The organism is Pseudarthrobacter sulfonivorans, assembly GCF_014712225.1.
Classification (GTDB): domain Bacteria; phylum Actinomycetota; class Actinomycetes; order Actinomycetales; family Micrococcaceae; genus Arthrobacter; species Arthrobacter sulfonivorans.
Map to the genome: position 1 here is coordinate 230,690 of NZ_JACXBW010000001.1, position 13,504 is coordinate 244,193.

Sequence of the window (13,504 nt, forward strand, 5' to 3'; positions counted from 1 at the left end):
GTCTCAAATGTTCCGTAGGCCCCCTAACTGTGGGCAAATCTTGGGCTGTGGGCTGAAAGTACCGCGGAGTAGCGTGCAGAGTACTGTTGTCTCATCATGACGAGCACGTTCCGCACCCTCACGGTCCCCCTGGATGGCAACGCGTCCGCCGGCGGACTTCCGCAGTTCCTGGTCCGGGACGATGTCCTTTGCTGGACCCGCCGCGAAGCCGGCCTGGTGGGCTTTGGTGAGATCACGCGTTTCACCGCAACCGGGCCGGAGCGCTTCCTCGAGGCCGACATCTGGTGGCGCCACCTCGTCCTCGAAGCGGACATCACCGACTCGGTGGCCCTGCCCGGCACCGGGCCCGTAGCCTTCGGCTCCTTTGCCTTCTCCAAGAAGTCCGCCCACGAATCGCGCCTGATCGTCCCGGAGATTGTGGTGGGCGTCCGGGACGGCCGGTACTGGCTCACGCAACTGACGTTCGACGACGGCGAACTCACCAAGGAGGGCGCCCTCGCCGCCCTGGACCGCTGGCTGAGTGGCGGCAGCACCTGGGATGGCATCCCGGGCGAGGGCGCCGCCGGGGCGGGTGACGCCGTCGTACGTCCTTTGCCGCTGGCCACCGGGGCGACGCTGCACACCGGGTCGCTGAGCGAGGAAGACTGGATGGCTGCGGTCGCTGCGGGCGTGGAGGAAATCCGCACCGGGGCTCTGGAGAAGCTGGTGCTGGCGCGGGACATCGTGGCCACGGTGCCGTCGGGCGTGAACGCTGCGAAGGTGCTGCGCGAGCTGGCCGTCCGGTACCGCGAATGCTGGACGTACGGGGTCGACGGGCTGGTGGGCGCGACGCCCGAGATGCTGATCCAGGTGGAGGGCCGCACCGCCCAGGCGCGCGTTTTGGCCGGGACGCTGGACCGCCGTGACGCGCACGGCGAGGACGGAATCCCCATGGACTATGCCGAGCGCGTGCTTGCCGGGTCCGAGAAACAGCGGCACGAGCACGAGATCGCGATCCAGTCGCTGACCTCGCAGCTGGCGCCGTTTTCCGAGGCCATGAACGCCCACGACGAGCCCTTCATCTTGGAGTTGCCCAATGTGTGGCATCTGGCGTCGGACGTGAAGGCGGAACTTACCGAGGTGGAGGGCCACGTGCCCACCTGCCTTGCGCTGATCAACGCGCTGCACCCGACGGCCGCCGTTTGCGGCACCCCCACGCAGGTGGCCGGCGCCCTGATCCGCAAGCTCGAGCACCTGGACCGCGGCCCGTATGCAGGGCCGGTTGGCTGGCTGGACGCCGCTGGCAACGGCGAATGGGGCATCGCACTGCGCGGCGCGGTCATCGAGGATCCGCATACCGTGCGGTTATATGCCGGCTGTGGAATCGTTGATGGGTCCCAGCCCGAGGCCGAGCTGGCTGAGACGTGGGCGAAGTTCCGGCCAATGCTGGAGTCGCTGGGGATCTCCAACTAGGTAGCAGCAGATGTCGTTTTGACTGCTCAAAACGACATCTACTGCTACCCAGTTGGGCGGGGCGTCCGGGATTCCAGACGAGCACGCCCTTTAGACTCTTGCATAAGGCTCGGCAATAGTTATCCAATAGTGAATCTAAGTTTCGTGTGATGTACATCTCTCGTTCGGCGATACACTATGAACCGATTTAGTACCGCATACCCCTGCAACAAAAGGTAAAAAACATGCAGCTCAAGTCCCTGGCCCAGGCCAAGATCGCCGCCAAGGCAGCAGCAATCCTCGCCGCCGGTGCACTCACCCTCACAGCCTGCGGCGGCGGCTCCACCCCGGCAGCTTCGGAAGGCGGCGTCCAGCTCATCAACGCAGGCAAGCTGACTGTCTGCTCCGACATCCCCTACGAGCCGTTCGAATTCCAGAAGGACGGCAAGATCGTCGGCTTCGACATGGACATCGCCAACGAGATTGCCAAGGACCTCAAAGCCGAACTCAGCGTGGTGGACAGCTCGTTCGAAGCCATCGAGACCGGCACTGCCCTGACCGGGTGCGACCTCTCCATCTCCTCGGTGTCCATCACCGACGTCCGCAAGTCTGTGATGGACTTCTCCAACCCGTACATGGACGATGACCTCACGCTCGTAGCCACCACGGCATCCGGGATCACGGACATCAACAGCGCCAAGGGCAAGAAGGTTGGTGTCCAGCAGGCCACCACCGGTGCCAAGTACGCAGCGGAGAAGGGCATCGACGCGCAGCAGTTCGAGGACAGCGGTCTTTTGGTCCAGGCCATCCAGGCCGGCACCATCGACGCCGCCCTGGGCAACCAGTCCATCCTGGCCTATGCCATCAAGGATGACCCCAAGTTCAAGCGCGTGGAGGACTACGCGTCCGGTGAGAAGCTCGGCGTTTCCATCAAGAAGGGCAACACCGCCATGGCCGAGAAGGTCAACGCAACCCTGAAGCGCATCACCGACGACGGCAGCCTGAAGAAGTTCGAAACCACCTGGTTCGGCGAGGCCGCCAAATAAGACTCTTTCGGACTGAGACTTACACAGCCCTGAGAACGACGCCGCTGGGGCCCCTGACGAACTGCACCGCAGTAGGTCCGGGGCCCCAGCCACGCAAATGAATGTGAGCACCCCATGGCAATGACCGCACGTCAACGGGCCAGAGTGAGCCTGTATATCCAGATCGGCATCTTCGTAGTGGCCGTGGCCGCGCTGGTCCTGGCCATCGACTGGAAGACCGTCGGCAACAGCGTCTTCAACTTCGCCAAGATCGGCCCGATGTTCCCGGACATCTTCCTGGTTGGCCTCAAGAACACCCTCATCTACACGTTCCTCGGCTTCGTGGTGGGCCTTTCCGGCGGTCTTCTGCTGGCCCTGATGAAGCTCTCCGCCTTCCCGCTGTACCGCTGGATCGCCACGGGCTACATCGAATTTTTCCGCGGCGTCCCGGCGCTGCTGGTGTTCATCGCCTTCGGCTACGGTGTCCCGCTAGCGTTTGGCGTTCAGTGGAACGTGACCCTGATCGTCATGATCTCGCTGGGTATGGTGGCTTCGGCATATATCGCTGAGACCCTCCGCGCCGGCCTGCAGGCTGTGCCGAAGGGGCAGCTCGAAGCCGCCCGGTCGCTGGGCATGCCGCAGTGGCGGGCCATGGTGTCAATCGTGATTCCGCAGGCATTCAAGATTGTGCTCCCGCCGCTGACCAACGAGGTCATCCTGCTGACCAAGGACTCCTCGCTGATCTACGTCCTGGGCCTGACCGCCTCGCAGTACGAGCTGACCAAGTTCGGCCGCGACGGCATCTCCAGCCTGGGCGCGGGCCTCACGCCGCTCCTCGTGGCCGGCGCCTTCTATCTGGTCATCACCATCCCCCTGAGCCTCCTGGCCCGGAAGTTCGAAAGCCGCTCCGCGCGGACCAAGCGATAGGCAGGGAAGCCATGAACGACGTCGTAAATTCCTCCTCCGGCAGCACCGGCACCATCCACGCGGCCGGGGTTTCCATCAAGGACCTGCGCAAGTCCTACGGGTCCAACGAAGTCCTCAAGGGCATCAGCCTGGACGTGGCACCGGGTGAGGTAGTGTGCCTGATCGGGCCCTCCGGCTCCGGCAAGTCCACCTTGCTGCGCTGCGTGAACCTCCTGGAGCAGCCCAACGAAGGTGCCATCCACGTGGGCGGCTTCGAGGCTACCGACCCCGACGTGGACATCGACAAGATGCGCCGCAAGGTGGGCATGGTGTTCCAGCAGTTCAACCTGTTCCCGCACCTGAACGCCACGGCGAACTGCACCATCGCCCAGACCAAGGTCCTGAAGCGCTCCCAGGAAGAGGCCGACAAAGTGGCCCGGCACAACCTGGAGCGCGTGGGCCTGGGCCACCTGGCCGACCGTTTCCCGGACCAACTCTCCGGCGGTCAGCAGCAGCGTGTTGCGATTGCCCGGGCGCTGAGCATGAACCCCGAACTGATGCTCTTCGACGAGCCAACCTCCGCGCTGGACCCCGAGACCGTGGGCGATGTCCTCTCAGTCATGCGGAACCTGGCCAAGGAAGGCATGACCATGCTCGTGGTCACGCACGAGATGGGCTTCGCCCGCGAAGTGGCTGACCGCGTCGTGTTCATGGACGGCGGCGTGGTGGTTGAGGAAGGTGTGGCCGAGCAGGTCATTTCCGCACCCACCCAGGCCCGCACCAAGGAATTCCTGCGCCGCGTGCTTGATCCGACCCACATCGAGATCCAGGAGTAGGCCGGCTTTTCGCCGCCCTCGACGCGCGTCTTCCGTGTCGACGCGCAAATTCCCTGGCGAAACCGAAATACCGGTCGCGCCAGGGACTTTGTGCGTCACGGACGTTTTTGCGCGTCGAAATCCGCGGAACGCGTACGACGGCGGGGCACGCCGGCCGCTGACAGCATGCGTTCCAGCTTCCCGGGTTCCATGAGGTCGGCCCAGTCCCACCCACGTTCATCCCGGTGGCACGGATCCGGTTCTCGCGCTTCTTTTCCTCCACGACCGCCTGCGACGGCGTCCCAGGCTCAGATGCCGCTATGTGGAAAGCGGCTGGCGACGCGCGTAGTCCTTTTCGACGCATACCTTCCGTGGCGCGGCCGAAATATGGGATGCGCGAGGGCATATCCGCGTCGGCAAGGAGTAAGCGCGTCGCCGGCTAGCGGCCGAGGACGCCAGCCACCGCGGCGGATACGGCGGCCCTGAGGCGGGCGTGCAGGTCCCGCAGGCCAACCCGGTCCGTGCGGACCTCCACGATGCTGCGCCCCTGGACCGGCTGGGCAAGCGCTTCGGCGAGTCCCGCCGTCGTCGTCACCGCGCAATGGCCGACGCCGTACGCTCTGGCGAGTGCCGCGAGATCCACTGAGTGCGGGGTGCTGAAGAGGCGTTCGACGGCGTCCGTGTAACCTCCCGCTTCGCGCACCGCGCCGTGCTCGAGCAGGTCGAAGATGGCCCCGCCGGCATCGTTCAGGACCACGATCCGCAGGTCCGGCACGGCCTCGCCGGGGCCGATGAGCAGGCCGCCGGCGTCGTGCAGGAAGGTGACGTCGCCCAGCAGCAGCGTGGTTTCCTGCCGGCCGCCGAGGGCGATTCCGGTGGCGGTGGAGATGGTGCCGTCGATCCCGGCCAGGCCACGGTTGGCGTAGACGGTGGCCGCCGGCTCGGCGGCAGGCAGGCCTGCGAGATCCACGTCGCGGATGCCGTTCGAGGAGCCCAGCATCAGCTGGCCGCGGGTGTGGCCCCACACCAGCGCGCCCACGGCCGGACCGAGCGCGGCGTGTTCCGCGGCCAGAGCCGCGTCGAGGGCGTGCTGCGCGGCGGACCCGGCCAGCAGCCAGGTATCGAGCCAGTCGGACGGTCCGCGGCCGGCAAACTCTGCAAGGTCGGTCAGGCTCTCCAGCGGCAGTTCCGTGCGCCGGCCGGCCTCGTACCAGGCCACGGGAACCGGCTGGTACAGGGCGGAAAGAACGTCGGCCCTGGCAAGAAGCGCAGAAACCGGCCGCGAAAGGGTGGGCCGGCCGAAGAGCACCACCCTCTCGATGTGCTGCGCCGACGCCGGTCCGAACTGCTCCAGCAGCTGCCGGTAAGGGCCCACTGCGTTGGGGCCGAAGCGGGCGTTGGAGGACGGCTCGGCGAGCAGGGGAAGGCCGTGGGCGCGGGCGAACGCTTCGGCGACGGGGCCGGCGTCGTGCCCTGCCAGCACCACGGTGCGTCGCTCCTCCAGCGAAGAAGCGGCCGGCGGCAGGTTCATGGTGAGCGGATCGGTGGCGATGCGGAATTTCCGCCGGCCAGCCGCCGTCGGAAGCTGCTCCCCCGGCGAGGGCACCAGCGGGTCGCGGAAGGCCAGGTTCAGCTGGACGGGACCGGGCGCGAGATCGGAGAACGCGCCGCTGGCGGCGGAGAGCGCCGTATCCACCGCGCGGAGCGGGCTGCTGCCGGCGGGAACGTCGGCCGCAAACCGGACGTGGTCGCCGAACAGGTCCAGCTGGAAAGTGGTCTGGTTGGCGCCCGTGCCCAACAGCTCCGCGGGACGGTCCGCGGACAGCACCACCAACGGGACCGCCGCATGGTTTGCCTCCATCACGGCCGGCAGGAGATTCCCGACGGCGGTGCCGGACGTGGTGAGGACGGCCGCCGGAGAGCCGGTGGACAAAGCCAGACCCAAGGCCGTGAAGCCGGCGGACCGCTCGTCGATCCGGACCAGCAGCTCCACTCGTCCGGCTGCGGAAGCTTCAGCCAGCGCATACGCCATGGGAGCCGAGCGAGATCCCGGCGAGACCACCACATATTCCACACCGCCGTCGATCAGGGCATCGACGGCGATCCGCGCCGCCTCGAGCGACGTCAGGAAAGGACCGTCCGGCGAAGAAGCGGCAGGGTCCGGCGAGGAAGCGGCAGTGTCCGGCGAAGAAGGGGCGGGGTCCGGGTCATTCAGCGAAGTCACCGAACCAGTCTGCCACCCCCAGACGCTCTCTCACTTAATGTCCTTTTAAACCAAACGCTCTATCACCTCCCGCCGCCGGAACAACAGGAGGTGATAGAGCGTTGGCCAAAAACCCCCATTAAGTGAGAGAGCGTCCCTGGGGTGGAGGGCCGCAGACTAGCCGCGGAACACCTGGATCACTGACGGACGGGGCGCGCGCACCTGGCCGCGTGCCGGCGTCGCACCTTCAGCAACGTAGTCCGGGAAGAAGGAGAGCTGCTTGTCGAAGGAGCCGTCCTCACCCGGGTGCTGCACGGAGACGAAGACGGTGCGCTCGTCGTCATGGACGATCGGCCCGCAGGTTTCACCGTCGCGGGGCACGGCCAGGAACTGTTCCACCTTGCCGCGCTCAGCGCCTTCGAGGGTGACCTTGAAGAGGCCGTCGGCCTTGCCGATGCCGGACGGGGCGCCGTCGGTGGAGATCCAGAGGTTGCCCATGGAGTCGAACGCGAGGTTGTCCGGGCAGGAGATGGGTGAGACCTGGTCCACCGGGAAGCCGGAGAAGTAAGTGACGTCGCCCTGCGCCGGATCGCCACAGACCATAAGCAGGTTCCACGTAAAGGTGGTGGAGGTCTGGTCCCCGGTTTCGGTGATTTCCACGATATGGCCGTCGCGGTTCTCGTTGCGCGGGTTGACTTCGGTGGCGCCTTCCTTGCCCGCCTTGCCGCGGTCGGAGTTGTTGGTGCAGGCCACGTAGACCTTGCCCGTGAGGAGGCTCGGCTCCACATCCTCGCAGCGGTCCATCTTGGTGGGACCAACCTTGTCGGCGGCGAGGCGGGTGTACACCAGGACCTGTTCCACGGACATGCCGGGGACGGCGGAGGCCCCGTCCACCACCAGCGGCAGCCACTCGCCCGTGCCGTCGAATCCGCCGTCGGCCGGAACCGTGCCCTTGCCGTCGATCTCAGCGGCCGCGGCACTGCCGGTGAACTTAGCCACATACAGGTTGCCCGCGGAGAGCAGCGTCATGTTGTGCTTGCGGTCGCCTTCGCGGTACTTATCGGCCGAGACGAACTTGTAGAGGTAGTCGAAGCGCTCATCATCGCCGGAGTAGGCAACAACGTGGCCCGAATCGGCGATGATCACGTTGGCGCCCTCGTGCTTGAAACGGCCGAGCGCGGAGTGCTTCTTGGGCGTGGAGGTGGGATCGAACGGGTCAACTTCCACGATGTACCCGAAGCGGTTGGCCTCGTTCTCGTAGCCGGGGGTACGGGTGTCGAAGCGGGGATCGTCCAGTTCCCACCGACGGGCAGTGGCCTTGGAGCTCAGGCCGTAGCGCTTGTCCTCGGGGGAAACGCCCGGGGAGACGAAGTAACCGTTGAAGTTTTCCTCGCCCGAGAGGATGGTGCCCCAGGGAGTGGTGCCGCCGGCGCAGTTGCCGAGGGTGCCCTTGATGAAGCGGCCCTTCTTGTCGTCGACGGTCGTCACCAGCGCGGAGCCCGCTACCGGACCGGTCAGTTCGTAGACGGTGTTGTTCAGGTAGCGGCGGTTCAGGGGCGCGCCCTGGACGTAGGTCCACGGCTTGGCGGTGTTCTTGCGCTCCAGCTCGACCACGCTCAGGCCGTGGGCGGCCTGGCCGACCGCGCGGACGTCGGCAGCGGGCATCGTAGCCGGGAACATGATGTTCTCGTTGGTGTATTCGTGGTTCGCGAACAGCACCGCGCGGCGGCCCTTGGTGCCCGGGATCTCCACGATGTCGGTGTAGTCGTTGTTGTAACCGAACTGCTGCTCCTGCGCCTTGGCAGTCTGGTTGTGGAGATCAAAGTCCGGCGCGCCCTTGAAGATCGGGTCACCCCAGCGGATCACGGGTTGCCAGGTGAAGCCTTCGGGGACAGTGACGGCGTCGACGGCGGCATCGATGGATGCGATCGGCGTGAACTTCAGCTTCGACTTGCTGAAGCCCTCCTTTGCGGCGGGTGCCAGCCCGGGACCCCCGGCAACTGCCGGTTCCGCTGAGGCAACAGCGCTGCCAAGCACGACGGCGAGGGCACCGGCGGCGCCGAAGCCCAGGGCGGCGCGGCGGGACATGGTGGCGGACGCGATGTCGCGGAAGTAACTGTTGGAGCTGGTGTTGCAGACATCGCCGGCGCAGGCGTTGTCGCACTTCAGGGCGCAGGTGACGGCACTGCGCTTACCCTTCGTGTGGCCAAGCATGGGCAGCAGGTTGAACTTGCGGTTTGTCGTTTCAGACAAGGTTTGCCTCCAGTAAGACGATCGGGTCCCGCCCACCCTGTCAGCCGGTTCCGACCCGGAGTCGTCAGCCAGATGAAGTTCCGGTTAACCGCCGGTGACCTGCAGAAACTGCGAGAGCGTCGCCACGAAACCCGCCTTAAGTGATAGAGCGTCGCCACGAAACCCGCATTAAGTGATAGAGCGTCCCTGGGGTTGGGAGGGCCGCGCCGGGCAGGCTGAGGTGGAGGTTACGGCGCGGCGGTGGAAGGTCAGGAAATTGCGGCGAGGATGGCGTGGACGCGGCGGAGGCGGTCCAGCCACCAGTCCCTGCGTTCGGCGGAAGCCGCAAACTGCTCCAGCAGCCCGGCGTCGGCGGCGACGTCGCGGAGGCGGATGGCGCCGTCGTCGGCTACCAGCGGGTCCAAGGTGATGTCGGAGGTGAACAGCGACACCGTGCCCAGCCCGCATGCATAGGGCAACTCCGGCAGGGAAGCCGCCAACGCCAAGCCGGCGCGGATTCCCACGGAGGTGTCCAAGGCGGAACTGACGACGGCGGGCAGCCCGGCCTGGGCCACAATGTCCAGGGCACGCCGCACTCCCCCGAGCGGTGCGACCTTAACAACCAGCAGATCGGCAGCGCCGGCCCGGGCCACCCGCAGGGGGTCGGACTCCTTGCGCACACTTTCGTCGGCGGCGATCAGCACGGGCGTTCCGGCGTCCCGCAACCGGCGCCGCACCTCGGCCAGTCCCTCAATGGAGGGCACCGGCTGCTCGGCGTATTCAAGCCCGACGCCGGCGAGCCGGGTCAGTGCCTCGACCGCGGCCGGCACGTCCCAGCCGCCGTTGGCATCAACGCGGATGGCAGCGTCAGGCAGGGCGGCACGCACGGCAGCAACCCGGGCGGCGTCGTCGTCGAGCGTCTGCCCGCGTTCCGCCACCTTGATCTTGACGGCATCTACCCGGCCGAACCGGGCCAAAACCTCGGGCACCTGCTCCGCGGAGACAGCAGGGACGGTGGCGTTTACAGGAATGACCGAGCGGACGGGAGCGGGAAAACCCTGCCAGCCGGCTTCAATCGCGGCAGCCAGCCAGCGGGAGGCCTCGGCGTCCTCATACTCGGGGAACGGGCAGAACTCCGCCCAGCCAACGGGGCCCCGCAGCAGGAGGGTTTCCCGTTCCATGATGCCCCGGAACTTCACCCGCATCGGCAGGCTCACCACGTGCGCGCAGGCCAGCAGATTCTCGAGTGACGGCAACATGGGCGGCAGCGCGGGCGGGACCGAGGAAGGCATGCGTTCACTGTACAAGCGCCCCGCGACATCGTTCGGCGCCGGAGGCCAGGCTGAGGTGCTATTTCCTGCCCGGCGCGGAATCAAGGTACCTCTGCAGAAGATCCGAAGTCTGCTGGCTGCACTTCATGATCGTTTTGAGGTGGGCCACTGCCAGCCGGGGCAACACGGTGTCCGGTGCCGCTTCGCGGGTCTCGGTTCGAACCGACCGCTCCAGCACCATGGCATATTCCGCGAGGCGCTGGGCTCCTACCATCTGGCTTGAGGTCTTCAGGCTGAGGACCGCGTCCAGGCTGCCGGCCAAGTCTCCGGTGGTCAGGGCCAGGCGCAGTTTTTCGGTGCGCTGCGGCAGCTGCGCCATGAAATTCCGCACGAAGACTCCCCACACTCCGTCGTCGTCGTCAAGTTCGTCGCGCAGCCTGTCCAACGCGGCCGGATCCAACAGGGGCAGCGCGTTGACGTCGTCCTGTGTCATGTCTTGAAGTGGGTGGCCGGTGCTCCGCCTGGCAGATCCTCAAGGAGGGATTCCGCGAGCGCGCGGACCTTGACGTTCCGGTTGCTGGATGCCTTGGCGATGATACCGAAAGCCTCCTCGTATGAGCAGCGGTTCTGGCCCATGATCACCCCGCACGCGACATCAATGGACGTCCGGGCCTCCATGGCGTTCCGCAAATGGGCAGCCGCCGCCTCCGCCGCCCGGACCTCGGAGGCCATGACATAACTCCGCGCTGCAAGCTTGCTGAACATTACGACGTCGGCCAGTACTGCGGGTGCGAAAACACCGGTTTTCTCCGTGATGAGGGTTAGGGCCGCCTTGCATCCCGATTCCAGCTGAAGGGGCACGGACACCACCGACCGGTATCCTGCGTCCCGAAGGGGCCCCCAGTACGCGGGCCACCGCTGATCCCTGGAAAAGTCGTTGAGGATGACCGCCAACCGCCCGGCAATTGCCTGCGAGACCGGCCCGTCACTGTTGCGAAGGTCCCACCGGGCAAGAGTGGCCGCCTGCTCGCTGGTGCCCGCCGTCAGAGGCGTCAGGCCCGGACGAACCACGGAGATTGCGCAGTCCAGCGAACAACCGGCCCGTTCCGAGAGGGCAGCAGCGGCGGCCCGGGCGAGTAGGCCGAGGGAGTCCTTTTCACTGCCGGCGCGGAAGTCCAGCAAGACCCCCGCCGACCCCACCGTCCAGGCGTCGCTCGCCGCGTTGTGCCCCGGCAGTGACGCGTTTCCCGGCCCGCCGTGCCAATCTGCCCCACGCGAATTCGCCCCGTGCGGCGTAGCGGAAGTGTGCGAAGTTGAGGTACGCGGTGCAGGCGACTTCCCGCGGTATGGCGCTGTGCCACTGGCTCCGTCACCGGCCGCTGACGGATTCCGCGACCGGCGGACGCGTAGTTCGAAACTCATGACCTGACCCCCATAGCCGCTCTGCCCCAACGTCCCGCAGGACCCTCAACAAACGCTAGGCGGCAGGGGGGAATGACACACGAGTAGTGAGTACTCTACTTTTCACCGCGGCACCACTAGGTACCGGCCAACTACGCCACTAAATCCACTTGTTGTGCTTGAAGGTCAGGTACAGGACAACGCCCAAGGCAACCATCAGGCCCAGCGCAAAGGGGTAGCCGAACAGCCAGTTGAGCTCGGGCATGTCCCGGAAGTTCATGCCGTAGATTGAAGCCACCAGCGTCGGCGCGAACAGGATGGCCGCCCACGAGGAAATGCGCTTGACCTCCTCGTTCTGCCGATAGCTGGATTCGGTGAGGTTCCTCATCTCGTCGTTCTGCCGCTGGGCCACGAGGGCGGCGTTCACGGCGAGCGCATTCTGCAGCAGGGCGCGGAAGGCAGCCACGCGCTCGTTGAGCCGGATGATGTGGTCCAGCACGTCCCGGTAGTGGTCCTGAAGTTCGGGCTCTTTCTCCCGTCCCGGGGTGCCCGCCATGAGGGCCTGCAGGATTCCCGCGAGCGGGCTGGTGGCACGCTGGAACGTGATGACCTGCCGGGAGAGTTCGTAGATCCGGCGGGAGACGTCAGGATCGGCGCCGAAAAGGTCGTCCTCGATCTCGTCGATGTCGTTCTCAAGCCCGGCCGCGACCGGTTCGTACTCGTCCACCACCTGGTCCAGGATGCCGTAGAGAACGGCGTCCGGGCCCAGGGCGAGGAATTCGGGCATGCCCTCCATCCGGCGTCGGACCCTGGCCAGGTCCGGGGACTCGGCGTGGCGGACGGTGACCACGTAGTCAGCCCCGACGAAAACATGGATCTCGCCGAAGTCCACCTTTTCGACGTCGTCCAGATAGCGTGCGGGCCGGAGCACCAGGAAGAGGCCTTCGCCGTAGTGCTCAAGCTTGGCGCGCTGGTGTCCGGCGAGCGCGTCTTCAACGGCCAGATGGCTGAGGTCGAATTCCTCCGCCACTGAGCGGAGTTCGACGGCGTCGGGCCGGTAGAGTCCGATCCAGGCCATCCCTTCGCGCTGCCTGAGCAGGAAATACGTCTCGTCGAGGTCTTCGGGGTCCGCGGTGCGCACGCCGTTCACATACACCGCGTTGTCGATGATGGCCACGGCCACGCCTCCTTTGGACAGTCTCCTTGTGGGTGACGTTAGACCTTGAACGCCGGGAACCCAAGAGACCTTCCAACGCATATCCATATGGGTATACAATGCTGGCATGGCACGGGCAGCAACAACGGCGGACGCGTTCAACGCGGTGGCTGAGCCCCGCCGTCGGGAAATCCTGGACGCCCTCGCCCAAGGCGAGCGCCCGGTCGGCGAGCTGGTTGACCTCCTGGGCCTCGCGCAGCCGCACGTATCACGGCACCTGCGGGTGCTGCGCGAGGTGGGTGCCGTCGTCGTGCGCGATGAAGGGCGGCAGCGCGTGTACCGGCTGAATCCGCAGGCGCTGAAACCCATCCACGACTGGGTTGCCGGCTACCGGCACCTCTGGGAGGAACGGTTTGACCTCCTCGACGACGTGCTGGCAGACCTCAAACAGGAAGAGCACTGAGAAGGAGTACGGCAATGGCACAGGCAGGCAGCGGCACCATGGATGTCACGTTCCCCAGCGACACGGAAATCCTCATCACCCGCACCCTCAAGGCGCCCCCGCACCTGGTGTACCGGGCATGGACGACGCCGGAGCTCGTCAGACGGTGGTGGCCCGGCCGGCGGGGCCAGATGACCGTGGCGGACATGGACTTCCGGGTGGGCGGCGCGTGGCGATATGTCATGGTGTCGAACGGCGAATTCGAGGTGGCTTTCCACGGCATCTACCGCGAAATAGTGCCCGCCGAGCGGATCGTCCACACCGAGATCATGGAGCTGCCGGGCACTGCGCCGGACAGCGAGGAGGGGGCAGTGCTCAACACCGTCACCTTCGAGCCGGCCGACGACGGCGGCGCCACCATCGTGCGGATCCGCACCGATGCGGGCACCAGGGAGGTCCGGGACATGATTGCCCAGTCCGGCATGGAAGGCGGCGTGCGCGAGCAGTTCGAGATCATCGAGGAACTGGCCGCCTCGCTCACCTGAGCGTCGCCGCGCCCAGAAGGCGCGACCACCGACCGGTACGGGCACCTCACACGCGTTAGTTAGAATGCAGGAAATAC

The 13,504-nt window shown here is 66.2% G+C and carries 12 protein-coding genes; 6 read left to right on the forward strand and 6 right to left on the reverse strand.

Translation table 11 applies throughout. The features are described 5' to 3' along the window. The first annotated feature begins 96 nt into the window (after positions 1–96). The 4 genes from IAQ70_RS01115 (at position 97) to IAQ70_RS01130 (ending at position 4,198) form a co-directional block, all read left to right on the forward strand. Complete coding sequence (locus IAQ70_RS01115; protein WP_190987454.1) at positions 97–1,452, forward strand: isochorismate synthase; 1,356 nt, start codon at positions 97–99, stop codon at positions 1,450–1,452. A gap of 224 nt (positions 1,453–1,676) precedes the next feature. Beyond that, positions 1,677–2,477 carry an ABC transporter substrate-binding protein gene (locus IAQ70_RS01120; RefSeq protein ID WP_190987455.1) on the forward strand — a complete coding sequence of 267 codons (801 nt, stop codon included), beginning with the start codon at positions 1,677–1,679 and terminating at the stop codon, positions 2,475–2,477. Between the two features lie 114 nt (positions 2,478–2,591). Beyond that, positions 2,592–3,383: an amino acid ABC transporter permease gene (locus tag IAQ70_RS01125; protein ID WP_190987456.1), complete on the forward strand. Its 792-nt coding sequence runs from the start codon at positions 2,592–2,594 to the stop codon at positions 3,381–3,383. 11 nt (positions 3,384–3,394) lie between these two features. Beyond that, on the forward strand, positions 3,395–4,198 hold the full coding sequence (locus tag IAQ70_RS01130; RefSeq protein WP_190987457.1) for an amino acid ABC transporter ATP-binding protein: 804 nt from the start codon (positions 3,395–3,397) through the stop codon (positions 4,196–4,198). Between the two features lie 418 nt (positions 4,199–4,616). Here IAQ70_RS01130 and menD read toward each other — a convergent pair whose 3' ends face one another. From menD to IAQ70_RS01160, 6 genes are all read right to left on the reverse strand, one after another. Next, positions 4,617–6,401 carry a 2-succinyl-5-enolpyruvyl-6-hydroxy-3-cyclohexene-1-carboxylic-acid synthase gene (menD, locus tag IAQ70_RS01135; RefSeq protein WP_190987458.1) on the reverse strand — a complete coding sequence of 595 codons (1,785 nt, stop codon included), beginning with the start codon at positions 6,399–6,401 and terminating at the stop codon, positions 4,617–4,619. Positions 6,402–6,557: 156 nt separating this feature from the next. Then, on the reverse strand, positions 6,558–8,633 hold the full coding sequence (locus tag IAQ70_RS01140) for a PhoX family protein (protein ID WP_190987459.1): 2,076 nt from the start codon (positions 8,631–8,633) through the stop codon (positions 6,558–6,560). A 248-nt stretch (positions 8,634–8,881) separates the two neighbouring features. Further along, positions 8,882–9,904 (reverse strand): o-succinylbenzoate synthase, encoded by a 1,023-nt coding sequence (locus tag IAQ70_RS01145; protein ID WP_190987460.1) that lies wholly within the window; start codon positions 9,902–9,904, stop codon positions 8,882–8,884. Between the two features lie 58 nt (positions 9,905–9,962). After that, positions 9,963–10,376, reverse strand: coding sequence for an Hpt domain-containing protein (locus tag IAQ70_RS01150; RefSeq protein WP_190987461.1), 414 nt, complete (start codon positions 10,374–10,376; stop codon positions 9,963–9,965). Next, positions 10,373–11,065 (reverse strand): GAF and ANTAR domain-containing protein, encoded by a 693-nt coding sequence (locus IAQ70_RS01155; protein ID WP_190987462.1) that lies wholly within the window; start codon positions 11,063–11,065, stop codon positions 10,373–10,375. The genes IAQ70_RS01150 and IAQ70_RS01155 overlap by 4 nt, the downstream gene beginning before the upstream one ends. Positions 11,066–11,444: 379 nt before the next feature. Beyond that, a complete protein-coding gene (locus IAQ70_RS01160; protein WP_190987463.1) occupies positions 11,445–12,461 on the reverse strand; it encodes a magnesium and cobalt transport protein CorA in 1,017 nt (338 codons plus the stop codon). A gap of 106 nt (positions 12,462–12,567) precedes the next feature. Here IAQ70_RS01160 and IAQ70_RS01165 point away from each other — a divergent pair, with 106 nt between their 5' ends. Beyond that, a complete protein-coding gene (locus IAQ70_RS01165; RefSeq protein WP_190987464.1) occupies positions 12,568–12,903 on the forward strand; it encodes an ArsR/SmtB family transcription factor in 336 nt (111 codons plus the stop codon). 14 nt (positions 12,904–12,917) lie between these two features. Continuing rightward, complete coding sequence (locus IAQ70_RS01170) at positions 12,918–13,427, forward strand: SRPBCC family protein (protein WP_190987465.1); 510 nt, start codon at positions 12,918–12,920, stop codon at positions 13,425–13,427. The last annotated feature ends 77 nt before the right edge of the window (positions 13,428–13,504 follow it).

What these genes read in the sequence shown, in the direction of transcription:
- IAQ70_RS01115 (WP_190987454.1), top strand. Translation starts at nt 97, where the DNA reads ATGACGAGCACGTTCCGCACCCTCACGGTCCCCCTGGATGGCAACGCG.
- IAQ70_RS01120 (WP_190987455.1), top strand. Translation starts at nt 1,677, where the DNA reads ATGCAGCTCAAGTCCCTGGCCCAGGCCAAGATCGCCGCCAAGGCAGCA.
- IAQ70_RS01125 (WP_190987456.1), top strand. Translation starts at nt 2,592, where the DNA reads ATGGCAATGACCGCACGTCAACGGGCCAGAGTGAGCCTGTATATCCAG.
- IAQ70_RS01130 (WP_190987457.1), top strand. Translation starts at nt 3,395, where the DNA reads ATGAACGACGTCGTAAATTCCTCCTCCGGCAGCACCGGCACCATCCAC.
- IAQ70_RS01145 (WP_190987460.1), bottom strand. Translation starts at nt 9,904, where the DNA reads ATGCCTTCCTCGGTCCCGCCCGCGCTGCCGCCCATGTTGCCGTCACTC.
- IAQ70_RS01150 (WP_190987461.1), bottom strand. Translation starts at nt 10,376, where the DNA reads ATGACACAGGACGACGTCAACGCGCTGCCCCTGTTGGATCCGGCCGCG.
- IAQ70_RS01165 (WP_190987464.1), top strand. Translation starts at nt 12,568, where the DNA reads ATGGCACGGGCAGCAACAACGGCGGACGCGTTCAACGCGGTGGCTGAG.
- IAQ70_RS01170 (WP_190987465.1), top strand. Translation starts at nt 12,918, where the DNA reads ATGGCACAGGCAGGCAGCGGCACCATGGATGTCACGTTCCCCAGCGAC.